The organism is Bacillus sp. SRB_331, assembly GCF_003264175.1.
Taxonomy (GTDB): domain Bacteria; phylum Bacillota; class Bacilli; order Bacillales; family Bacillaceae_G; genus Bacillus_A; species Bacillus_A mycoides.
On sequence record NZ_NADV01000029.1, the window covers coordinates 137441 to 160680 of the forward strand.

Annotated in this window: 21 protein-coding genes, 2 pseudogenes and 1 riboswitch; of the genes and pseudogenes, 19 read left to right on the forward strand and 4 right to left on the reverse strand. The window is 31.8% G+C overall.

Annotation, left to right across the window (positions count from 1 at the left end; all coding sequences use genetic code 11):
- The first annotated feature begins 101 nt into the window (after positions 1-101).
- From B5P42_RS19085 to B5P42_RS19100, 4 genes and pseudogenes are all read left to right on the forward strand, one after another.
- Positions 102-869 (forward strand): DUF3959 family protein, encoded by a 768-nt coding sequence (locus tag B5P42_RS19085; protein ID WP_113734939.1) that lies wholly within the window; start codon positions 102-104, stop codon positions 867-869.
- Positions 870-1012: 143 nt separating this feature from the next.
- Positions 1013-1347 (forward strand): annotated as a pseudogene (locus tag B5P42_RS19090) (DUF3995 domain-containing protein); the annotation flags it as partial.
- Between the two features lie 337 nt (positions 1348-1684).
- Complete coding sequence (locus tag B5P42_RS19095; protein WP_370445719.1) at positions 1685-2770, forward strand: glycosyltransferase; 1086 nt, start codon at positions 1685-1687, stop codon at positions 2768-2770.
- Between the two features lie 244 nt (positions 2771-3014).
- Positions 3015-3493: pseudogene (locus B5P42_RS19100) on the forward strand (homoserine dehydrogenase).
- 601 nt (positions 3494-4094) lie between these two features.
- Here B5P42_RS19100 and B5P42_RS32795 read toward each other — a convergent pair.
- Complete coding sequence (locus B5P42_RS32795; protein WP_113734941.1) at positions 4095-4286, reverse strand: hypothetical protein; 192 nt, start codon at positions 4284-4286, stop codon at positions 4095-4097.
- A 624-nt stretch (positions 4287-4910) separates the two neighbouring features.
- Between B5P42_RS32795 and B5P42_RS19110 the strand changes: the two genes are divergently transcribed.
- On the forward strand, positions 4911-5114 hold the full coding sequence (locus tag B5P42_RS19110; protein WP_113734942.1) for a hypothetical protein: 204 nt from the start codon (positions 4911-4913) through the stop codon (positions 5112-5114).
- A 365-nt stretch (positions 5115-5479) separates the two neighbouring features.
- Here the strand turns inward: B5P42_RS19110 and B5P42_RS19115 are convergent, their stop codons facing one another.
- Positions 5480-5692, reverse strand: a complete 213-nt coding sequence (locus B5P42_RS19115) for a hypothetical protein (protein ID WP_113734943.1) — start codon at positions 5690-5692, stop codon at positions 5480-5482.
- Between the two features lie 297 nt (positions 5693-5989).
- Between B5P42_RS19115 and B5P42_RS19120 the strand changes: the two genes are divergently transcribed.
- The 6 genes from B5P42_RS19120 to B5P42_RS19150 all read left to right on the forward strand — a co-directional run bounded on the left by B5P42_RS19120 (position 5990) and on the right by B5P42_RS19150 (position 11340).
- The gene (locus B5P42_RS19120; RefSeq protein ID WP_113734944.1) at positions 5990-6994 is read left to right on the forward strand and encodes a DUF1835 domain-containing protein; all 1005 of its coding nucleotides are present in this window, start codon (positions 5990-5992) and stop codon (positions 6992-6994) included.
- A gap of 146 nt (positions 6995-7140) precedes the next feature.
- Positions 7141-7545, forward strand: a complete 405-nt coding sequence (locus B5P42_RS19125; RefSeq protein WP_044443784.1) for a hypothetical protein — start codon at positions 7141-7143, stop codon at positions 7543-7545.
- Between the two features lie 160 nt (positions 7546-7705).
- Positions 7706-8941, forward strand: coding sequence for a cytochrome P450 family protein (locus tag B5P42_RS19130; protein ID WP_113734945.1), 1236 nt, complete (start codon positions 7706-7708; stop codon positions 8939-8941).
- Between the two features lie 267 nt (positions 8942-9208).
- Complete coding sequence (locus B5P42_RS19140; protein WP_088033677.1) at positions 9209-10492, forward strand: MFS transporter; 1284 nt, start codon at positions 9209-9211, stop codon at positions 10490-10492.
- On the forward strand, positions 10482-11114 hold the full coding sequence (locus B5P42_RS19145; protein ID WP_088033679.1) for a Vat family streptogramin A O-acetyltransferase: 633 nt from the start codon (positions 10482-10484) through the stop codon (positions 11112-11114). Before B5P42_RS19140 ends, B5P42_RS19145 begins: the two co-directional genes overlap by 11 nt.
- A 70-nt stretch (positions 11115-11184) precedes the next feature.
- Positions 11185-11340 carry a DUF1540 domain-containing protein gene (locus B5P42_RS19150; protein WP_000046089.1) on the forward strand — a complete coding sequence of 52 codons (156 nt, stop codon included), beginning with the start codon at positions 11185-11187 and terminating at the stop codon, positions 11338-11340.
- A gap of 102 nt (positions 11341-11442) precedes the next feature.
- Here B5P42_RS19150 and B5P42_RS19155 read toward each other — a convergent pair whose 3' ends face one another.
- Positions 11443-11940: a PadR family transcriptional regulator gene (locus B5P42_RS19155; protein WP_088033681.1), complete on the reverse strand. Its 498-nt coding sequence runs from the start codon at positions 11938-11940 to the stop codon at positions 11443-11445.
- Positions 11941-12080: 140 nt separating this feature from the next.
- Between B5P42_RS19155 and B5P42_RS19160 the strand changes: the two genes are divergently transcribed.
- The 7 genes from B5P42_RS19160 (at position 12081) to B5P42_RS19190 (ending at position 21545) form a co-directional block, all read left to right on the forward strand.
- On the forward strand, positions 12081-13295 hold the full coding sequence (locus tag B5P42_RS19160; protein WP_113734946.1) for a cytochrome P450: 1215 nt from the start codon (positions 12081-12083) through the stop codon (positions 13293-13295).
- Between the two features lie 114 nt (positions 13296-13409).
- Positions 13410-13988, forward strand: a complete 579-nt coding sequence (locus B5P42_RS19165) for a cysteine dioxygenase family protein (RefSeq protein ID WP_113734947.1) — start codon at positions 13410-13412, stop codon at positions 13986-13988.
- A gap of 177 nt (positions 13989-14165) precedes the next feature.
- Positions 14166-15017, forward strand: a complete 852-nt coding sequence (locus B5P42_RS19170; RefSeq protein ID WP_113734948.1) for a Cof-type HAD-IIB family hydrolase — start codon at positions 14166-14168, stop codon at positions 15015-15017.
- 351 nt (positions 15018-15368) lie between these two features.
- A complete protein-coding gene (locus tag B5P42_RS19175; protein WP_044439574.1) occupies positions 15369-17156 on the forward strand; it encodes an ATP-binding protein in 1788 nt (595 codons plus the stop codon).
- A 219-nt stretch (positions 17157-17375) separates the two neighbouring features.
- Positions 17376-19502: a peptidoglycan D,D-transpeptidase FtsI family protein gene (locus B5P42_RS19180; protein WP_113734949.1), complete on the forward strand. Its 2127-nt coding sequence runs from the start codon at positions 17376-17378 to the stop codon at positions 19500-19502.
- 77 nt (positions 19503-19579) lie between these two features.
- On the forward strand, positions 19580-20110 hold the full coding sequence (lepB, locus tag B5P42_RS19185; protein ID WP_107886837.1) for a signal peptidase I: 531 nt from the start codon (positions 19580-19582) through the stop codon (positions 20108-20110).
- A 256-nt stretch (positions 20111-20366) separates the two neighbouring features.
- Positions 20367-21545, forward strand: a complete 1179-nt coding sequence (locus B5P42_RS19190) for a macrolide family glycosyltransferase (protein WP_044439567.1) — start codon at positions 20367-20369, stop codon at positions 21543-21545.
- Positions 21546-21594: 49 nt separating this feature from the next.
- Here the strand turns inward: B5P42_RS19190 and B5P42_RS19195 are convergent, their stop codons facing one another.
- Positions 21595-22278: an aspartate/glutamate racemase family protein gene (locus tag B5P42_RS19195; protein ID WP_002085241.1), complete on the reverse strand. Its 684-nt coding sequence runs from the start codon at positions 22276-22278 to the stop codon at positions 21595-21597.
- Between the two features lie 150 nt (positions 22279-22428).
- A riboswitch (SAM riboswitch) is annotated at positions 22429-22544 on the forward strand.
- A gap of 139 nt (positions 22545-22683) precedes the next feature.
- Here B5P42_RS19195 and B5P42_RS19200 point away from each other — a divergent pair.
- On the forward strand, positions 22684-23232 hold the full coding sequence (locus B5P42_RS19200; RefSeq protein WP_002168272.1) for an ECF-type riboflavin transporter substrate-binding protein: 549 nt from the start codon (positions 22684-22686) through the stop codon (positions 23230-23232).
- Positions 23233-23240 lie beyond the last annotated feature (8 nt).

Sequence of the window (23240 nt, forward strand, 5' to 3'; positions counted from 1 at the left end):
TACATACAGGATTAAGATGTTTTTTAGAAATACAAAAACTACATCATATGGAAAAGCGATTTTTATTAATTGAAAAGAAAATTTGAAAGGAATGGGGAATTGTGAAGAAATTAGATGTATTATTAATGCTACTGAGCGGCCTCTTTCCAATTGCAGGAATGTTAAAGCAAATCCCTCTTGAACAATCTTTATATATTGGAGGACTTTTATTTTTTACTAGTTTCGGTAGTTACTTTGCGAAAAAGATATATTCACGTATATGTAGCTGGATAGCGTATGCACCATTTATAACATTACTGTTAGTCATTTGGAATCAGGATATTTCAATAAGTTCAATAATAGCGAACGCGAAAATCGCCGCTTGCATTGCGTTAATTCCATGTTTATTCCGGTTTCGTACATACGGGCTTACTTTTGGCTTATTCTCATTATGGGCCGCGTTACTATGGGATATAAAAGAAGTGCAGTCGTTAGTCATACTTGAGCGTATGATGAATTTAATGACAAGCCATTACTTATATATTCTCCTTTTAGTTGGAGGACTTATATTAGGTGGATTACTTGCGATGTTATTACACAGTAAAGAGAAAGACACTAATAAAGAAAATACAAATCTATTTAAACAAAAAAAGAAACGTAAAAGGCTATCATTTAAGATCCGCTTTCCAAGATTACCGAAATTTAAGATGAAATTATTTAAGTTTGGTGGAAAAGGTTCTAAACGTAAAACGCCAGAAAGAATGCATGAGCGTAATAACGAAGAACCAGTTGTAACATATGAAATGGCAGAGCAAATAGATCAATATAAAGAAAGTACTGTTCAAGGACAAACTAGGATGGAACGTCGAAAAAATAGGTATAATGCATAATAAATTCCACTAACCCCTTAATGATTTATCGTAAAATTGATAAATTACTAAGGGGTTTTTATGTAATTAAATATAGGTTGCGTATGAAGTATTCATAGCATATTTTAATGGTAAGGATTTAAATAAAATAATGGGAGGACAAAATGCTTATTATTACATATATTTCTGTTTGCATATTATTCTTAGTTAGTTTTTTACATGTTTATTGGGCTTTCGGAGGTAAGTGGGCGACAAATAGTGTCATTCCAACTAAAGCTGGAGAAAAGGCGTTTACACCAGGTGCAGGAATGACATTGTTCATTGCATTATTATTAAGTATGGCAGCAATGATTTTATTACAACAAGAAAATATTGTTCATTTCGCAGTTCCCAATGTTTTTGTTCAAATAGGATCCTGGGTTTGTATGGTTGTTATTTCATAAGAGTAATTGGTGAGTTTCATTATTTTGGTATATTTAAACGAAAAAAAGATACGCAGTTTGCTAGAATGGATACTGTTTTATATGTACCACTTTGTGCATTTTTATCTTTATCCTTCTTATTAGCAATAATAACGTGAACATATAAAAGGTAATTGTATAGTGAATTTAAAAAATATAAATATACGGATGTCGGATAAGCGGTTTCTGTGTAATCAGAAACCGCTTATTTTGTATGATTGCATTTTATTGCAAAAGAGTGTGACACATTATAGCGTATGCACAGTTTTAGAAGTATTAGTCAATTAAATAATAACTTCATGTATATCTTGAGGTATGTATTTGTGAAGATAATTTCTTTTTCAATCATATAATACATTAGGAGGAGGGATTATCTTGACCGAAATAACAATTAGTTTATGCGTGATTGTAAAAGATGAAGAGCAAGTTATCGCAAGGTGTCTAGATTCAGTAAAACACATAGTTGATGAAATAGTTATTGTAGATACTGGATCTACAGATAGAACTAAAGATATTTTTCGAAAGTATACAACTAACATTTATGATTATAAGTGGAATGATAATTTTGCGGCGGCCAGAAATTTTTCATTTTCTAAAGCGAAAAAAGATTATATTTTATGGTTGGATGCTGATGATGTTTTATTTGAAAAGGATCAGCAGAAATTTTTAAATTTAAAACAAGAAATGAATAATGATATTGACGCGGTATTAATGTTTTATCATTTGAATACTGGATTAAGTATGGAGCCAATGTATATTACAACACGTTATAGGCTTGTTAATCGCTCAAGAAATTTTCAATGGATTAACAAAGTGCACGAATTTATACAAGTTGAAGGAAATGTGTTGCACACGGATATAACTATTACTCATTGTAAAGAAAAGCCAAGAATTGATCAGAATTTTAAAATTCTCCAATCCATAATTGAGACAGAAGAAGTTACGCTTACAGATTGGTTCAATTATGCGAATGAATGTATGTTTCAGCAAAAGTATGATCAGGCAATTCAATTTTATAAAAAAGTATTAGATAGTAAAGAAAAATGGGAAGAAGGAAATGTTTATGTGTGCGGAAACTTAGCGTATTGTTATATGCAACTTCAAAAGTGGGATAAAGCATTAGAAACTTTTACAAGGGCTTTTCAATACGGGAATCCAAGAGGGGAAATTTGTGTTGGGATAGGGCATGTCATGATGGAACAAAAAAAATATAAAGAAGCAATTCGTTGGTATTTAGCAGCCACGAAAATTACATATCCTAACGAGGCGATACTTTATAACCCCGCAAGTTACAATTGGGTTCCATATTTCCATATAAGCTTGTGCTACAGCCATTTAGGAAACTATGAAAAGGCGTTACATTATAATGAATTAGCAGCAAATTATATACCTAATCATCCAGCGGTAATATATAACCAGCAATATTTTAATACTTTATTACAAAGTAAAGAGAAGGGTTAATTAAGCAAATAAAGTCAAGTTATTTTTATTAATGATTTCATTTTCTATAGTGATATACACAATATTAATTATGAGGATGGACTGCTTCTGGTTGGTAAGTAACTAAAGAAATTATTACAACTATGTAAGGTTAATGTAATGATAATTGATAGTAAATTAAGATGTTTGAGTGTATTGTTAATAGGATTTAAAAGTATTTTTTATCTATAAGGGGAAATAATATTTAATTAGGAAGTGTAATTAAATGATTGAAATTAAATCTATTATCCATTCGTACAAACTAAAGAGAAGAATAGCTAGGGATTTATACGGCAACAGAGATGAATTGACGCTGTTATTAAATGAATTTAATAATATAAAATGTACAGCTGCATCTGAAAAAAGAAAAATAGTATGCTATCTCGTTTACAATTAATTTATCAAAATATGAAATTAGATAAGCAGTACCCTCTTCCATTTGCTTTGAATAACAAGTTATTGGTGCGGTTAGAAAATGAATCTCTTCAAACTATTGATGGTTGTGTATCATGTCTACATTTTATGTTAGATATAAATTATGAGAAAATAAAACATTATGGATCGAGCACAAGTAGGTCATTTGTTCCATTATCGCAATCTTCAATTTGTCTTGCCGATTGTGTTTGTTTAATAGGAGTTGTATTAGGGTTACTAGGAACAGTGACATTTGGAGAATTAATGTTATCTGTATGTTCTCTTACATAAAGAAAAAAGGACACCCACATAAGGTGTTCTTTTTTTAGTTACTTAGGAGAGCTTTTGAGATAGGAGGGACATGGATTCAAATCTATAGTTACACATTTTTATTGTGTTGTGTGCCTCAAAAAGGAAAATATCAGAAACTGCTTATTTTGTATGAATATAAACATCGGCTATTTGGCAGCTGTAATAGAATATGTAGAATTGGCCAAAAAATGGCGTGTGAAATATTAATAAAAAAGGACAAGTAGTCGTACCTACTGTCCTTTAAAGGAGAAAAGTCTTTTGGTTTTGAACTACGAATAAACAGAAAATCTGCTTGTAATTAATTTTACCCCAAATATTCATGCCTATACAAAAAAGGGATAAGTAAAAAAATACTTATCCCAAGAAGGGAAATCCAAAACACTAAAATGGCTTGCATTGGTATACAGGTTCAAAAGTAGTATATGTAAAACGAAAAATCTCATACAAAAAGCAGACAATCAAAAGTATTGTCTGCCAGAAAGTCAGATGAATTAGCCAACTGTGAAAAATTACTTTCCCATTTCAAGAAGAGTACAGGTAACAAATTTGAAAGAAATGAATTGGGATTTAGTTATTGCTTCTATGAATGATGTATTTTCTTCATTTTTTTTGTCCCCAAAATACAACTAATAATTGCGAGTAATGCATTTGAAGAAATGAAATTTACGGTCCAATAAATTCCTGTTCCAGCAATTATATCGATAATTATAAATCTTTTAATGACCGAGCTTTTTACTACATGAAAAACAAATTGATTGTTATTGTTACCCAATGTTATCACATCCCTTATCTAATATATGACAAGGCATGCTTGTTCTAGTCTTCATGATAATATACGAAAAAGAGTAATTAGCAGAAGCTTATAAAGTAGTTATAAATAAAAGATAACTATTGGAAGTTAAATTATTAACTTCAGTGAAAAAAATAAAAATCATAATTTATCCTGCGTTATTGATGGAATATTATGTTTTACTTAAGGGCTTATGCGGAAAGTTTGATGAAAAATTCTTTAATTAAAAGTACGATTCCTAGCAGAAACAAGACTTCAATTGAGAACCAAAACATACTTTTGTGAGGTTTTTTAAACTCCATAATAATTGATGAAAATAAAAAAATTGCGATAAGTATGATGATTAAGAGTCGGATTATATCAACCATTAATAACACTCCTAATATTTAATCAGTACTATTATATAATCTTTTCCAAAGATATATAATTCTAGAAACATTCTATTGAAATTTTAATAAAAAGAACAGGTGGTGTTTAGTAGCTTTTTTCTCAAAATCATTTCAAACGTGTAGTGGGAAGTGATAAAAGTGATAAATCCACGTTTTAATAAAAGGAAGTAAGCGTATTTTTAACGAATTATAGATAATTAAGAGAGGCGGTGACACTATGAAGTATGTAAAAGTCAGTATGAATGGTGGAAGTGAGCACAGATTCTCAATGACTTTAGAACGATTTGAAGAGTTTATTACTACAGAGAATGGATTATTAGAAAATAAATTAGTTTGTATTGAAAATGTAATGATTAACCCTACTAATATATCTTCTGTAGTTGAAAAAATTGGTGTACCTGCTAAATTTATGGAAGTTTAAAGGTAATTAGATAAAAAACATCCATGGGGATGTTTTTTGTTTATAAATAAAGCAATTGTACAATGAAAGTATGAGAAAATTTTATTAGTAATAATGTAGGCTATTAAGAATGAATGGATATAGAAAGGTCTTTTCTAGCGTGTTAGTTACTCCAATGTGTATGTATCTATTTGGCATCTAGACATTGTGCTTTCTAATGCACAATGTAATAAGTATAAGCATATAGTATGTAGTAGGACAAGATCTTCGTGTCCTACTACATACTCAGAAAAAACCTTTAATCACATTAGGGCATCCAATAGCGGGGGCTCTTATTTTTTTATGAAAATGTAGCTTCCAACGGCTTCGTTTCAATTATAGTTTTTTTAACCCTTGATTTTAAACTTATCTTTAACGTTAATAAATATTAAGATTAATATAATAGCAATAATTAAATTAGATAAATAGAAATTTTGGTGAGACAGTAGTTCAAAGATGACATCGAATGTATACAATAAAGCGACAGCAGGTAATATACAAATAAATATAAATCTCCAATTTTTAAAATAATGTTTATAATTAGTAAGTACTTTCTCCATTAATATTGCTCCTGTATTTTTTATTTTCTATATAATTATACATTTAAATAAAAGGATTTACAAAATATTTAAAAATTATTTAGCAACTAATGTGATTTTGGGAGATAGATAAGGAGGAAGCAAAAAACATTATAGAGCTATAGATTGAGAGAAATATAGAGAAAGCTGTTGTTAAAAACTTAGACGGCTGAGCAATCTGTGTAATAAAAGATTTGATTATAAAAAGACTTTTAAACATCTATACTAAAATGATACACTATAATCTACGTTATTTTAGAAATGAATAGAGGGATTTATATGATAGATAAAATTAAAAATGTTGTTGAGGATATGTATGAAGATGAAGCAAAACATTTACTTCAAAGTATTCTTATACAGCTGAATTTATTAAAAGAGAACTATAGTGAAGATACAGTTAAACATTTGATGGATATTCCTAAGCAACTAACGAGTAATACATCTTTTAAAAAGAATGTAAAAGAAAGTACACGCATTCATATCGCTTTTGATGATTCAACAGCAGGTTGTTTAAAGTATATGTTAAGTCAAGAAGAGCTGTTAGAGGAAAGTGTTGTTGCATTCTCTGAATTCTTTTCAATAGGACCAATACAACAATTACATACAGAAAAAGGGCAACATGCAAGAAAGCAATGGCTATTAAATAACTTAACTTCTTATGATTGTTATTTTGAAGAAGAGTATTTACCAAGATTTAAGGAGACTTTAGAAGATCTACATTCAATTCCGAATGAAACACCGATTACCATTTGGAAGGCGGATAATGCCCATGAGCATGTAGGGCTTTGTTTTGCAATTGCGCAATTAAAAGATAAGAAAAATATTCGTGTTATGAATACTTCTGAAGCGAGTAGAGAAATATTAAAACAAGATTATGATATTCGTGGAACTGGGGAATTATCTCCTGAAAGTTTAGCACTATTCCAAAAAAGTTTTGTGGAATTTCCGTATTTACCTGAAGAGAAGCGAATGAAGTTTGCACATGAGTGGGATAGGTTATCGCAAAGCACGGAGTTTTTAAGAGTTTGGAAAGACGATGAAGTGCATTCTGTACAAGAAGATTATTTTGATCAATTCATTATTGAGTGTGCGAAAAATGTAGGAGCAGATAAAGAATTTCATAAAGCTCCGAGAGTAATAGGTGAAGCACTGGGACTTGCGGATCAATTGGTTGGGGATACGTTTTTGGAATATCGCTTGAAAGAATTAATTAAGCAAGAAGTATTTGAATATGAAGGTTCGTTAGATCAAATGCGTTTTTATAGTGTGAAGTTAATAAAATAAAAAATATATTTTGTTTATAAAAAAGCTCGTATTTTTAAAATACGAGCTTTTTTTAGATGAATTTAGGCTATACATAAGCTTCCTATGAATGGCGTATCACATATGAATGTTAAAAGAAACAAATGAAAAGAAGGTGATGGGTTATTATGTATAACCAACAAAACTATCCATATGATCAAGAGATGTATTATAATCCACAAAACTACGGTTATGAATCTACAAATGAAGTGAGAGATATTGAACAAGAAGACTATAGACCAGATGATGCGGAAGATGCTCCAACGTCACCACCACCGTCACAAGCTCCGTCTTTACCATCCACATTTGCTTCTCCAGCACAAGCAGGGAATATGAAATCATGGATGTGTAACTGTCTAGGAAGATGGGGCTATTTACGTTTGCATCGTCCTGGACCTTTCGGAAGAGACTTATGGTTTTTTCCGACAGAAGTAAGAAGAAGTGGGGTATCCGGCTACACTTGGCAAGCTGGTCGCCGCCGTAAAGTAAGTTATCGATATCAACAAATTAGTAATTTTATGTGCTTTGCATAATGGGAAGTGAGAGGGTAGAATGATTTTACTCTCTCACTTTTTTATTTTTCAATATTAGAAGTAAGATTTTAATTGAAAATTTACAATTTTTCAGTTCTTATTGAAGTATAATTCAAATATTGGGTTGATTTTTAAAAATAATTGAGAGTGAGGGAATGTAATGTCAATTAAAAATAAGGTTGGCCGAAAAATAGAAGATGGCATTAATTTAGCTTCTGCTCAGTTTAAAGAAGATGCATATGAAATTTATAAAGAGTCACGAAAAATGCAACCTATATTATTTGTAAATGAAGTTGAAATCGGTAAAGAATGGCTCATTACAAGATATGAAGATGCTCTGCCACTTTTAAAAGATAATCGTTTAAAAAAAGATATGGCAAATGTGTTTTCTCAAGATACAAAGAACATGTATCTTTCTGTTGACAATAGTGATCATTTAACAACGCACATGTTAAATTCAGATCCACCTAATCACAGTCGTTTACGATCTTTAGTTCAAAAAGCTTTTACAACGAAGATGATTACACAATTAGACGGAAGAATTCAGAGAATAGCGGATGATTTAATAAGTGAGATAGAGCGAAAAGGTACATTAAATCTTGTGGATGATTATTCATTCCCATTACCAATCATTGTAATAAGTGATATGCTTGGCATTCCAAAAGAGGATCAAGCAAAATTTAGAATTTGGTCTCATGCTGTCATTGCATCGCCAGAAACACATGAAGAAATAAAAGAAACCGAAAAACAACTATCTGAGTTTATTACATATCTTCAATATATAGTTGATGTAAAACGAAAAGATCCAAAAGAAGATTTGGTTAGTGCGCTAATCCTTGCGGAAAATGAAGGGCATAAACTTAGTGCTCCAGAGCTATATTCAATGATAATGTTACTAATCGTAGCAGGACATGAGACAACAGTGAATTTAATTACGAATACGGTATTAGCACTTCTTGAAAATCCAAATCAATTACAGTTATTAAAAGATAATCCAAAATTAATTGATTCTGCAATTGAAGAAGGATTGCGTTATTATTCTCCAGTTGAGGTTACAACTGCAAGATGGGCAGCTGAGCCTTTTCAGATTCACGAACAAACAATCCAAAAAGGGGATATGATTGTCATTGCATTAGCTTCGGCAAACCGCGATGAAACAGTATTTGAAAACCCAGAAGTATTTGATATTACTCGGGAGAATAATCGTCATATTGCCTTTGGGCATGGTAGCCATTTCTGCTTAGGCGCTCCACTTGCTAGGTTAGAAGCAAAGATAGCTATTACTACGCTGTTAAAACGCATGCCTGAACTACAAATAAAAGGCAATCGTCAAGACATTAAATGGCAAGGTAATTATTTAATGCGTTCTTTAGAGGAATTACCATTAACATTCTAGAATATTTATTTTTAGACATGCATACATAGAAAATGATTTACATAGAGTATGTATGTGTTATTTAAATTCGAAACGGAAGGGTGAAAACATCCCAATGATCAACTAATTCTATTTGTAAGAGATCTTCGTTAAAAAACGAAATATTCTTCTGAATAGGATTAGTATGTGCATGTATAGAAAAGGGATGTGTTTCGCACTGCGAATATATAGTCTTTTCATATGATTTGTGCTGCCTCCTGTTCAGAACACGAAATAGGAGGCTTTTTTATGTCGACGACTGCAGAAACGAAACAAAATCATGGGGTATCACAAGTATTAAAAAATCGATTTGTGCAAGGGATTCTAGCATCAGCATTATTTTTACAAGTTGGAATTTGGGTTCGTAACTTTGCGATATTACTGTATGTAATGGAAATGACGAAAGGTGATGCTTTTGCTATTTCAATGATTTCGGTTGCTGAATTTGCTCCCATTTTTATTTTCTCATTCATTGGTGGAACTTTTGCTGATAGGTGGAAGCCAAAGAAGACAATGATATGGTGTGAGACGTTAAGTTCTATTTCCGTATTCGCTGTATTAATTACTCTTATGTTTGGAACGTGGAAAATCGTGTTTTTTGTGACGCTTATTTCTGCAATCCTTTCGCAGTTTTCTCAACCATCTGGTATGAAGTTGTTTAAACAGCATTTATCAACGGAACAAATTCAATTAGCGATGTCTATATATCAAACAATATTTGCGATTTTTATGGTGTTAGGACCGATTCTTGGAACATTTATTTTTCATAGTTTTGGAATTTATATTTCAATCATCATAACAGGTATCGCTTTTTTACTTGCAGCAGCTGTGTTGTTATTTCTTCCGAAAGATCTTGAGAATGATAATGAGAAGAAAGAAATTACGCTGTTACAGGAAATGCTGGATGGTATTAAATATGTAAAAAAGAAAAAAGCATTAACTTTGCTAGGGTTTTGTTTTATGGCAGCAGGACTAGGTATAGGTTTAATTCAGCCACTAGGCATATTTATTGTGACTGAGCAGCTAGGGTTATCAAAAGAGAGTTTACAATGGTTACTAACAGTAAATGGTGCGGGGATGATTGTTGGCGGAGCTCTAGCGATGGTATTTGCGAAAAACGTTGCTCCACAAAAAATGTTAATTGTAGGTATGCTCGGTCAGGCAATTGGAATTGGTATTATAGGCTACTCTACAAATTTATGGGTGACACTTACAGCACAACTTTTTAGTGGTTTAGCCCTACCGTGTATTCAAATAGGGATAAATACACTTATTATACAAAATAGTGATACGGATTTTATTGGTCGAGTAAATGGCATTTTAAGTCCACTATTCACCGGTTCAATGGTAGTAACGATGAGTATAGCTGGTTCATTAAAGGAGATGTTCTCATTAGGTACGATGTATGAGGGGACGGCTCTACTATTTGTTATTGGATTATTGTTTATTTTACCTATATACAATTTAAAGCCAGTAATAGCAGTAGAAAGTGAAATGAATGGTAAAGGAAGTGCTGTGCAACATGAATCCTAATCCAAATATTAAATACCCTATTGAAGGAAATCAAAACGTTCATTTTATAAAAAATACAATAACGAAATCTAATATACTTGTTGGTGACTATTCTTATTATGATGCGAAAGATGGAGAAACATTTGAAGATCGAGTATTATATCATTATGAATTTATTGGAGATAGGCTTACCATTGGAAAGTTTTGTTGTATTGCAAATGGAGTTACCTTTATTATGAACGGAGCGAATCACCGGATGGATGGATTTTCGGCATATCCATTTAATATATTTGGAAATGGGTGGGAGAAGTATACACCTAGTTTGTCTGATTTACCTTACAAAGGTGATACAGTTATAGGAAATGACGTTTGGATTGGTATGGATACAACTATTATGCCCGGAATAAAAATAGGGGATGGTGCAATCATTGCAGCTAAATCTGTTGTGACTAGAGACGTCGCACCATATACAATTGTTGGCGGAAACCCTGCAAATAAAATAAAGGAACGATTTACAAATACAATAATAGAAGAATTATTGCAAATTCAATGGTGGCAATTTGATATTGAAAAAATAACTGAAAATATAGATGCTATTGTACAAGGAGATATTGAACCATTAAGAAAGTTAAAAAGGCAATAAAAAATGCATGACAAAGAGTATCATACCTCCGAATTTTGTTAATGATAATAGAACAAGGAGGTGTGATACTATGGCACAAGACGTTTTATGTGAAGTAAACAACTGTAAATTTTGGGCTAACGGCAATAAATGTAGTGCAGATGCAATTTATGTAGTAAGTCATAAAGGTAAACATGCATCTACAACTGAAGAAACAGATTGTAAAACTTTTGATCCAGAAGTATAAATTTTTGAAGGGTAGCCAAATCGTGGTTGCCCTTTTATTAATTATAGTATTGATAATAAATCTCATTTTCATTCATTGTTTTTAACTTTTCTTTTTATTTTTTCATATTTTCTTCATAAGTGATGCAATCCAGAGCAATTCATGTTCAATACGTGATTTACTAAATTCAATGACTTCTGTAATAAAAGATGAGCTAACATGTAAAGATTGAATAGCAGTAAGTTGTTTATGTAGTACGTCTTGGCGTATTGTTAAAATTTCTTTTCTAGCTTCGTAATCAAGTTTTTCAAATAGCGCGATACGCACAAGAAACTCAGCGTTATTTGTCGCAATCTTTTCGGGAAACTCTCTTAACATTTCAGAAAAAATTTCTTCTCCTGTTTCAGTTATGTCGTACATATTTCGGTTTGGCTTTCCGACTTGTTTATGTATTTTTTTCGTTATAGCGCCCATATTTTCGAAGCGCCGAAGAGCGGGATACAGTGTATTATGATTTAATTCGAAATTCTCACCTAACCGATTTTGAACATTTTTCTTTATTTCATATCCATGTTTTGGTCCAGTCGTTAATTCTGCTAGTAATAAAATGTCAACGTACATAAAAATCCCCCTTATATATTTCTCAAGTTCTCCAATGAAAAATCTCCTTTAACATATGTTAAAATAACATATGTTAAATTATACAACTTTGAACTACCGACCTATCACTTTTATTGTAAAAGAAAAGGGAGGAAAGAACTATGGCTTCGCCTGAAAATGTGATTTTAGTTCATGAAATTTCAAAGCTGAAAACAAAAGAAGAATTGTGGAATCCGTATGAGTGGTATGAATTTATGAGGGATAACCATCCGGTTCATTATGATGAGGAGCAGGATGTATGGAATGTTTTTTTATACGATGATGTAAATCGAGTTTTATCGGATTATCGCTTATTTTCCAGTAGAAGGGAACGAAGACAATTCGCAATCCCACCTTTAGAAACTAGAATAAATATAAATTCTACTGATCCACCAGAACATCGCAATGTACGTTCTATTGTTTCTAAAGCATTTACTCCAAGAAGTTTAGAACAATGGAAACCTCGAATACAGGCTATCGCAAATGAACTTGTACAACATATCAGAAAATATAGTGAGGTTAATATCGTTGAAGAGTTTGCTGTAGCTTTACCTGTTACCGTCATATCCGATTTATTAGGAGTACCAACAACGGATCGTAAAAAAATTAAAGAATGGTCTGATATTTTATTTATGCCGTATAGTAAAGAAAGATTTAATGATTTGGATGTAGAAAAAGGAATTGCGTTGAATGAATTTAAAACATACCTTCTTCCAATTGTCCAAGAGAAAAGATATCATTTAACCGACGATATTATTTCAGATTTAATACGAGCTGAATATGAAGGCGAAAGATTAACCGATGAAGAAATAGTTACTTTTTCTTTAGGTTTATTAGCGGCAGGTAATGAAACAACTACAAATTTAATTATTAACAGCTTTTATTGCTTTTTAGTAGATTCACCTGGAATATATGAAGAGTTAAGAAAAGAACCTACGTTAATTTCAAAAGCGATTGAGGAAGTTTTACGCTATCGCTTTCCCATTACATTAGCTAGGAGGATTACAGCGGACACAAATATATTTGGACCTTTTATGAAAAAGGATCAAATGATTGTTGCGTGGGTTAGTGCAGCAAATTTAGATGAGAAAAAGTTCTTACAAGCTTCTAAATTTAATTTACACAGAATAGGAAATGAAAAGCATTTAACCTTTGGTAAAGGTCCTCATTTTTGCTTAGGGGCGCCACTTGCACGTTTAGAAGCTGAGATTGCATTAACTACCTTTATAAATGCCTTTGAAAAAATAGAGTTATCTCCATCGTTCAATTTAGAAAAATGTATATTAGAAAATGAACAAACATTAAAATACTTACCTATTCTTTTGAAAACTAGGTAAAACGTTCAGCAAGGTACAAAATTACTGTACCTTGTTTTTTTATTTCTCAATTGTAAATTTTTAGTGGTCTATTTAGTATGGAAGTGTGTGAAAGAAGAGTGGAGGAGGATGCTTATGTTAACGTGTAATGGAAGTAAAACGTTTCAAACATTTATTAAAGCTGTAACGGATTTAATTGATAGTAATTTATTAGAAGATCAAATTGTTTGTGCGATTGAAAAATTACTAGAAGAACTTTTAGAAAAAAAAACATGGCTTCCGCTAGAAAAACAGAAGGCGAATTCGGCTCAATATGCACGACACTTGTTATATGAAGATCCTTTAAAGCGATTTGAAGTATTAGCTCTTGTATGGAAAGATGGACAATCTACACCTTTACATGATCATGATGGTACATGGGGAGTAGAAGGCGTTTTTTCAGGAAGGATAGTGGTGCAGAACTTTATACAAACTAAGCAGCTTGAAAATTCACTTGTTTATTTAACCCATACAGGAAATCTTTATTTGGGAGAAGGAGAAACAGATAAAGTCATTCCACCAGCTGATTGTCATATTCTTAAAATAGCTGAATGCGAAAGCGTTGTCACGATTCATATTTACGGAAAACGTTTAGAAAAGTTTAAAGTATATGTCCCAACTGAAGAAAAGAATGTGTATATGTGTGAGACAAAATATATTAGTTATAGTTCATAGTTTAAAATCAAAAGCTTTTCTTTAAAGAGAAAAGCTTTTGATTTTATTTTTAATTATTTCTTGACCTGAAACGCTTTTCATAAATTATAAATAAGAAGTACTTAACGAGCTCAATATGAAAACGATACCTTTTTGTTAAATAGATCTCGTGTATTTATAGAAAGTGGTGAAGAAATAATGAAATTAATAGCAATTGACTTAGATGGAACCCTTCTTTCCGGTAATAAAATGATAAGTAAAGAAAATGCAGAAGCAATTCGAAAATGTCAGGAAGCAGGCCATGTTGTAGCTATTTGTACAGGACGTTCTATCGTTGATATTGAACGATTATTGTTAGAAGTTAATTTAGAGTGTCCAATTATTGCGGAAAATGGTGCCCTTATTTATAAAGATAAGAAAATGATGAAGAGATATCCAATTCAAAATATGCAGGCACTTGAGATTGTGAACTATCTTGAAGAGAATGGCTTATATTATCAGCTTTATACTAATAAAGGTGTGTACGTACCGGATTATGGAGTAGAGAGTGTACGTAATGAAATCGAGTACGTGAAGAATTCGAATGAAAACTTCGACTTGAAAGAGTTAGAAACGATTGCTGCATTATATCTTGAGTATACAGCATTTCATAGTGCAGAAAGTTGTAAACCAATTGTAGAAACTGATATACATGTGCATAAGCTTTTACCATTTTCTTATGACATAGAAAAATTAAAAAAGTTAAAAGAAACGTTTCTGCATAATACTGATTTAGCAATTACATCTTCATATTGGCATAATTTAGAGATTAATCATCGAGATGCTCAAAAAGGAAATGGATTATATACTTTAGCAGAACACCTGAATATCCCAGTTGAAAATACTGTAGCGATAGGTGATGGGCTAAACGATGTTTCCATGATGGAGAAAGCAAGTATATCAATTGCAATGGGGAACGCAGTTGAAGAAATAAAAGTGATGTGTCAATACGAAACGTTAACAAATGAAGAACATGGTGTCGCACATGCTTTATATAAATATGTAATGTAATAAAAAAAGAAAAAAGAATCCAAATAGATTCTTTTTTCTTTTTATTAGGGGTAAGGTATTCTATGTGATTCATAGAAGCCTTATTACACCTCATTATATAGAATATATTGGAATAAATGTTTATATTTTTCATGAAAGTTGTGAAAAATTTGTGAACTATATGTTTATTGTATTTTTATACTGCTGCTAGCAGCGCGTAACACTCCCATATTATTTTCTGTTTTTAATTGAAAAATAGAATTTGTTCGAATAATTATTCTATAGCTATATACCTAGGAGCACTTTCTTCGTATAATGAAGAAGTATGAATTTTGAATTTGTATAAATTTTACATATAGAGGTGGAAAAGGAATGAATGCGCGGCTAATGGAACTTATTGATGTGAGTACAATAGAAACCATGGCAGAACAATTTTATAAATTAACCAACATATCACATCAACTTCTTGATGCTGAAAACGAATGTATATTTTCATTTGGAATTAATGAAATGAAAGTATGTAAACTTCCCAAAATCGAAATCCCCCTTTTCTTATACCATCAATATTTAGGATCTTTTGTTGTATGGTCCAAACGAAGCGAAATTTTCAATTGCCAAAAATATTTTGAAATGCTTTCTAACCTCATTATAGCTGGGGTAAAAAAAGCAGTTCAAAGTAAAAATAGATCGTTACTTTCTCGAAAAGAGGAAGAACTACATACAATCTTACAAAACATGCCTGTTATGGTTGATGCGCTTGACTATAATGGAGATTTTGTTTTGTGGAATCGAGAATGCGAGATTGTAACAGGTTATACTGCAGAAGAAATAATTGGGAATCCAAACGCTCTTCAATTACTGTATCCTGACCATAATTATCGCCATCAAATACAAAATAAATTTTTGACTCGTGGAAAAAATTTTAGAGATTGGGAAATGAGTTTAACATGTAAAAATGGTGAAATTAAAACGATAATGTGGTCCAATATATCTGAGCAGTTTCCTGTAACAGGATTTAGTTACTGGGCTGTTGGGGTAGATATTACACATTTAAAAGCGATAGAAGGGCAATTAAAACAACAAACGTCTGAATTAGAATTAATTTTTAAAGCTTTACCAGATTTATGTTTTTTAACAGAAGACGATGGGACAATTATAGATTATAAAGCAGGATCTCCTACAAAATTTTACGTACCCGCAGAAGCTTTTATGGGAAAAAAGTTTTACGAAATATTACCGTCTCCAGTAGCACAGCAATTTCAAGAAGCAATTCGCCAATTGAAAGAAGAAGGAAAGAATGTAATTGTAGAATATCCTCTAACAATTAATGGAAGCATCGATTTCTTTGAAGCTAGATGTTTACCATTATTACAAGATAAAATTATGATCATTGTCCGCGATATTACAGAGCGGAAAAAGGCAGAAGAATTGCTAAATAAATCAGATACACTTGCAGCAATTGGACAATTAGCAGCTGGTGTGGCTCACGAAGTGAGGAACCCACTAACGGTAATAAAAGGGTTTATTCAATTATTCCAAATCAACAAAGAAGATCAAGAAAGATATTTTGACCTTATGCTTTCTGAAATCGAGAGAATTGAAGTGATCCTTCAAGAGTTTTTATCGATTGCTAAAACAGATGAAATCCCAACTGAAAAGAAAAATATTTATCAAGTATTTAAAAATGTTGTTTCTTTAATGAACACAAAAGCAATTATGACGAATATTCAAGTTGAGTTATTTGCAGATTCCGACGAACTAACTATTGAATGCTCAGAAAATCAATTGAAACAAGTATTTATTAATATTTTGCAAAATTCAATTGAAGCAATGCTAGATGGCGGGAAAATTTCAATCCATATAAAAAAAATACATAAAAAAGGTGTCATTATTAGTGTAATAGATGAAGGAATAGGAATACCTGAAGAAAGAATTAAAAGATTAGGTGAACCTTTCTATAGTACGAAAGAAAAAGGTACCGGTATTGGATTGATGTTAAGTTATAAAATAATTGAAGGTCATCAAGGAACAATAAGTATAATGAGTGAGGTTGGCGTCGGGACAACTGTAACTATTTACTTGCCGAAAATTCAGAGTAAACAATCTCTATCAAATTGTGATGATAGATGTATTTCAATACGTTCTAATATTAACTCCTAAAATACTTAATACCCAATAACAAAGCTAAGCTTTTGTTATTGGGTATTTTTATATTTAATTTAGTAAACTTTACCTTTTCTTTATGTTTGTTTTAATTTCTATTAAGTTTTAAACGTTATATTAATATGCGTACAAAGTAATGTATGGAAATTGTACATTATTTTTAATATAGAAAGCTTAAAATTATTGAAAATGTTGTAAGGAGGAGATTATGACAAGGTGAAAAAGAAAGAGAAAAAGAGTGTTAGAGCAATACCGATGAGGTTAAATATTTTATTCTTTTGTGTATTTTTATTATTTTCTGCCATGATTATACAGTTAGGTAAAGTTCAAATTTTCGATGGAGAAACATATAAGAATGAAGTAGAAAAAAGAGAGAATGCAACGGTTAATCTTACAGTACCACGCGGCAAAATTTATGACCGTGAAGGTAATCCAGTTGTTGACAATAAGTCTTTACGTACGATTACATATACAAAGGTGAAAGGTGTAAAAGCGGAAGAAATGTTAAAAACCGCAAGACAACTTGCAGCAATAATTGAAATGCCGCAAGAAGATATTGATAAGTTAACCGAGACTGATAAGAAAGATTTTTGGATGCAATTAAATCCAAAACTTACTCAAAATTTAGTATCTAAAAAAGAAATAGATAAGTTTAGAGAAAAGGATATTAATGGAAAAGATCTAGACAAAAAAATAGAAGAGTTAAAAAGAAAGCGCATCACAGATAAAAATCTTCAAGAATTAACAGCCACAGATATAGAAGTGTTAGCTATTAAAAGTAAAATGACTTCAGGTTATCAAATGGCACCTCAAATTATTAAAAAAGATGTTAGTGAAAAGGAATATACTGTGATTAGTGAAAATTTAGCAAATCTCCCAGGTGTAGACGCATCAGTTGATTGGGAAAGGCTCTATGTAAATGATGGCTTATTCCGTTCAGTTCTTGGAAATGTTTCGAATGCTGATGAAGGATTACCACGTGAACGATTAGATTATTATTTAGTGCGTGAGTATAGCCGGAATGATCGTGTTGGGAAAAGTTACATCGAACAGCAATACGAAGATGTGCTTCATGGTACGAAAAAAGAAGTAAGAAGTATTGCTGATAAACAAGGTAATACAATTAGAACGGAAACAGTTTCTGAAGGAAAAAGCGGCAAGAATTTAACTTTAACAATAGATATGGAATTACAGAAAAAAGTAGAAGAGAGCATAGAAAAAATATTAAAGGCCTATAAAGGTTCAGAATCGATGTTGGACCGTGCTTTCGTTGTAATGATAAATCCGAAAAATGGTCAAGTATTATCAATGGCAGGGAAAAAATTAGTAGAAAAAGATGGGAAAACAGAAGTTGAAGATTATGCTTTAGGTACGATGACAAGTTCATATGAGCTTGGATCAACTGTTAAAGGTGCGACAATATTGACTGGTTTCGAAACGAAAGCTATAACACCAGGTACTTACTTTTATGATGCGCCTATGAAGTTTAAAGGAACTAAGGAGAAAAAGTCTTGGAAAGATTTCGGGAATATTGATGATCTAAGAGCTTTACAAGTTTCTTCTAACGTTTATATGTTTAATACAGCATTAAAAATTGCAGGTGTGGATTATGTTAGAAATAGTTCACTAGATATTAAACAAGAATACTTTGATAAAATGAGATATTATTTCAGGCAATTTGGTTTAGGTGTTCCAACGGGTATTGATTTACCTAATGAAACAGCTGGACAAATTGGGAGAAAAGATAATCAACCGGGTTTCTTATTAGACTTTTCTATTGGCCAGTATGATACGTATACACCACTTCAGCTTGCACAGTACATTGCTACTATTGCAAATGGTGGTTATCGTATGAAGCCACAAATTGTTCAAGAGATTAGAGAACAAACTGCGCAAAAAGATGAAATCGGTAAAGTGGTTCATTCATTAGAACCAGTTGTTTTAAATAGAGTAGATATGAAAGAAGATTACATAAATCAAGTAAAAGAAGGATTTAGGAGAGTATTCCAGGAAGGAGATGGAACGGGAGTAAGGGCGTTCCAAAAAGCACCATATAAACCAGCCGGTAAAACAGGGACAGCACAGACAGTATATGGTGGAGAAAGTGACATAGGTAGAAATGATAAAGGTGAACGTATAAAATGTTATAATTTAACATTAGCAGGATATGCGCCATATGACGATCCAGAAGTAGCATTTTCTGTTGTTGTGCCATGGGTTATAAATGATAAATCAGGTATTAACTCTGATATTGGAAAAGATGTTTTAGATGCTTATTTTGATTTAAAAAATAAGCGATTAACTGGCGAAGCACCAAAAATAGATGACTCTAAAGAAAATTAAAATATACGAAACGTCTCTAGCAATTATATGAACTAGAGACGTTTTTTACATACGAATAGATTAGAAATGAGGTATCTATGAAGCAATTGATTCTAAAAGATTGGAGAAAAATATGTAGCTATATTTTAATTATAATAGGAATTATTTTTATTAATAAGTTATTTTTATTTTGTATGGTAGAAGGAATTTCGATGCAACCTACTTTGAATGAGAATAATCGCATACTAGTTAATAAGGCTAGCATCTATTTTTCTTCTTTTCATCATGGTGATGTTGTAATAATAAAAAAAGAAGACTCGCCTACATACTACGTGAAACGAATTATTGGATTACCAGGGAATAACATACAATTAAGAGACGATGAGGTATATATTAACGGTAAAAAGCGTGATGAGTCGTATATACAGTTAGATATGTCACAAGTATCAAATCGTTTTTCAAACTGTAGAGAAATGAAAGTTCCTACGCATAAATTATTTGTGTTAGGTGATAATCGAAATCATAGTAAAGATAGTAGGAATACGCTTGGACTAATTGATGAGTCAAATATAATAGGTAAAGTGAAAATGGTATATTATCCATTTGATCAAATAAAATGGTTAAAATAATTCTATTAGATATGCACGTTTTATAAAATAAATCATATATTGATAGCATAGGACAAGCAGAAAAGCTTATCCTAACCTCACAGAACACTCCTTATCACAGTTAGGCATCTACATTTTATGTAGATGCCTTTTTCAATGTCTGATAATTATTTATCAACCTAAAGTAGTAAGTATATTGGGACTATTAAGGGAAGATTGCTTGTAATAATAACAGTACGATTAATAAGAAGATTGAATTGTAAGGAGTGAGAAATAAGTGATGAATATTTTAATAGTTAATTTCCCTGCAGAGGGACATGTAAATCCTACATTAAGTTTAGTAAAGGCTTTTACTGAAAGAGGTGATAACGTACACTATATTACAACGGAAAGCTTTAAGGAAAGGCTTGAAGTTTTGGGAGCCATTGTACATACTCATCCGGATTTATTAAAGGAGATTTCTATTGATAATGAAACTTCATATGGATTAAAATCTTTCTTTCATGTACATGTTCAAACTTCTTTATACATATTAGAAATTACGAAACGATTATGTAAAAGCATTAATTTTGATTTCATAGTTTATGATATATTTGGTGCTGGAGAGTTAGTAAAGGAATATTTACAAGTTCCAGGCATAGTTTCCTCTCCTATATTTTTAATTCCACCAGTATTATTGGAAACCTTGCCTTTTCATCCAAATGCAGAAATACAATTCCAACCCGATGAACTCTCTGAAAAGTTACTGTATCAAATGGAACATGAATTTGGAGTAAAGCCCAAAAATAATCTTCAATTTATGCATAATAAGGGAGATATTAGTCTCGTGTATACAAGTCGTTATTTTCAACCTAATAGCGATTCGTTCGGAGAAAACAATGTTTTTATTGGGCCGAGTATTATAAAGCGCAAAACAAATGTAAAGTTTCCACTTGAATTGCTTTCAAAAAAGAAAGTTATTTATATTTCAATGGGAACACTTCTTGAAGGGCTCGAACCATTTTTTAATACTTGTATTGACGCTTTTTCAAATTTCGAAGGGATTGTAGTAATGGCGATTGGTGATAGAAATGATATTTCAAAAATTAAGCAAGCGCCAGACAACTTTATTATAACCCCTTACGTACCTCAATCAGAAATATTAAGTGAAGCAGATGTTTTTATTACACATGGTGGAATGAATAGTGTGCACGATGCAATCCATTATAATGTCCCATTTGTGATAATACCGCATGATAAAGATCAACCTATGATAGCGCAAAGATTAACTGAGCTGGAGGCAGCACATAGATTATTGAAAGAGCATGTTAATGTGCAAACTTTAAAAAAGGCGGTAACAGACGTTCTTTCAAATGAAAAGTATAAACATGGCATTCGAAAACTGAATGAAAGTTTTTTAGAGTGTGGTGGTTCCAAAAGAGCCATTGCAGTTATTGATGCTCTTTTAAATAAATAGTTCGGATAATATAAAAGCATAGAGGCTCTACCTGTATGCTTTTATATTATTATCCAGCAAATTGTACAGCAGTATTCGCATGTAAATAAGCAGTATCAAAAACAGGAACAGATAGATCATTTTGGGAAATGAGCAAAGGAATTTCCGTACAGCCAAGTAGAATTCCTTCAGCACCATTATTAATTAATGAATTGGTAATTTGTATTAGTTTTTCTTTTGATGTTTCTGAAATAATTCCTCTACTTAATTCATTTAATATGACGTGATGGATAAAAGTTCTTTCCTCGTCATTTGGGATGATTGTCTCAATGTTATATTTTGCTAGTCGTGATGTATAAAAATCTTGTTCCATCGTTTGTTTCGTTCCTAATAATCCGATCCGTTTTATATTCTGTTCTACCATTTCTTTAGCACTTACATCACCGATATGAAGAAGTGGGATTGATATTGCTTGCTCTACTTCCTCAGCAAATAGATGTACAGTATTAGAACACATTAGTAAACATTCAGCTCCAGAGTGTTCTACTTTTTTTGCTACTGCGACTAATTCATTTTTCACTTCTTCATATTGATGATTTTGTAATAATGTAGTTACTTCACCAAAGTCCATACTATATAAAACAAGCTTCGCATTTTGATCATATTTAGAGAGAGTCAGTGTATTAATGTGTTTATAGTACAACGATGTTGATTCCCAACTTAGTCCGCCAATTAACCCAATTACTTTCATCATGTATTCCTCCCGTAACAATTTTGAATTTATTATTTCATAATTCCGATAAGAATACAATGATTTAAGCGAACTATTTATCGAAAAATGAAAATAGTAAGAAAAGTATTGAAATTATTTATTGTTAGTGCCATAATACAGATTACAAATACATACTTATCCAGAGAGGTAGAGGGAACGGCCCTTTGAAGCCTCAGCAACCCCTATGTAATTACATAGGAAGGTGCTAATTCCGCAGAGGACACTATGTGTCTTTTGAAAGATAAGGGGATTCTTGTACGTGAAAGAAAATGACCTCTTATTAAAGAGGTCATTTTTTGTTGTATAGAAAGGAAGTGTCGATGCATAATTCATTTTCAAAATAAATATAGAGTATTAAAAGTTGAATAATACGAGAGGGGAATTGTAATGAACAAATTAACGACAAAGCTAGTAGTAGCTATTGGAATTGGAGCAGCGCTATACGGGGTATTAGGGCTTTGGGGATTTTCTATCGCACCGAATACATTTATTAAACCCGCATTGGCTATTTTAACAGTTTTTGGAGCGTTATTTGGCCCGGTAGCAGGGCTTTTAATAGGACTCATCGGTCATACCGTTACAGATACGATCGCTGGTTGGGGTATTTGGTGGGGATGGGTTATTAGTTCAGGTATTATTGGTTTTGCAATGGGACTCATACAAAAAAGATTTGGTTTTAGTGTAAAACATGGAACGTATAATAACCGTGATATTTCTTATTTTGCAATTGCAGGGTTAATTGGTATTGTCATAGCTATTATATTTGCTGGAGCATTCGATATTATTGTGATGGGAGAACCGTTTGACAAAATAGTTATACAAGTACTAGGCGCAACAATTGCAGACGTTATCGTATTTTTAGTTCTTGGCTTACCAATCACGATCGGCTTAGCGAAATCAAATAAGAAACATACACATTTAAAAATTGAAAAGTAGGGATGAAT

What these genes read in the sequence shown, in the direction of transcription:
- B5P42_RS19110 (WP_113734942.1), top strand. Translation starts at nt 4,911, where the DNA reads ATGAAGTATGTAAAAGTCAGTATGAATGGTGGAAGTGAGCACAGATTC.
- B5P42_RS19115 (WP_113734943.1), bottom strand. Translation starts at nt 5,692, where the DNA reads ATGGAGAAAGTACTTACTAATTATAAACATTATTTTAAAAATTGGAGA.
- B5P42_RS19120 (WP_113734944.1), top strand. Translation starts at nt 5,990, where the DNA reads ATGATAGATAAAATTAAAAATGTTGTTGAGGATATGTATGAAGATGAA.
- B5P42_RS19125 (WP_044443784.1), top strand. Translation starts at nt 7,141, where the DNA reads ATGTATAACCAACAAAACTATCCATATGATCAAGAGATGTATTATAAT.
- B5P42_RS19130 (WP_113734945.1), top strand. Translation starts at nt 7,706, where the DNA reads ATGTCAATTAAAAATAAGGTTGGCCGAAAAATAGAAGATGGCATTAAT.
- B5P42_RS19140 (WP_088033677.1), top strand. Translation starts at nt 9,209, where the DNA reads ATGTCGACGACTGCAGAAACGAAACAAAATCATGGGGTATCACAAGTA.
- B5P42_RS19145 (WP_088033679.1), top strand. Translation starts at nt 10,482, where the DNA reads ATGAATCCTAATCCAAATATTAAATACCCTATTGAAGGAAATCAAAAC.
- B5P42_RS19150 (WP_000046089.1), top strand. Translation starts at nt 11,185, where the DNA reads ATGGCACAAGACGTTTTATGTGAAGTAAACAACTGTAAATTTTGGGCT.
- B5P42_RS19155 (WP_088033681.1), bottom strand. Translation starts at nt 11,940, where the DNA reads ATGTACGTTGACATTTTATTACTAGCAGAATTAACGACTGGACCAAAA.
- B5P42_RS19160 (WP_113734946.1), top strand. Translation starts at nt 12,081, where the DNA reads ATGGCTTCGCCTGAAAATGTGATTTTAGTTCATGAAATTTCAAAGCTG.
- B5P42_RS19165 (WP_113734947.1), top strand. Translation starts at nt 13,410, where the DNA reads ATGTTAACGTGTAATGGAAGTAAAACGTTTCAAACATTTATTAAAGCT.
- B5P42_RS19170 (WP_113734948.1), top strand. Translation starts at nt 14,166, where the DNA reads ATGAAATTAATAGCAATTGACTTAGATGGAACCCTTCTTTCCGGTAAT.
- B5P42_RS19175 (WP_044439574.1), top strand. Translation starts at nt 15,369, where the DNA reads ATGAATGCGCGGCTAATGGAACTTATTGATGTGAGTACAATAGAAACC.
- lepB (WP_107886837.1), top strand. Translation starts at nt 19,580, where the DNA reads ATGAAGCAATTGATTCTAAAAGATTGGAGAAAAATATGTAGCTATATT.
- B5P42_RS19195 (WP_002085241.1), bottom strand. Translation starts at nt 22,278, where the DNA reads ATGATGAAAGTAATTGGGTTAATTGGCGGACTAAGTTGGGAATCAACA.
- B5P42_RS19200 (WP_002168272.1), top strand. Translation starts at nt 22,684, where the DNA reads ATGAACAAATTAACGACAAAGCTAGTAGTAGCTATTGGAATTGGAGCA.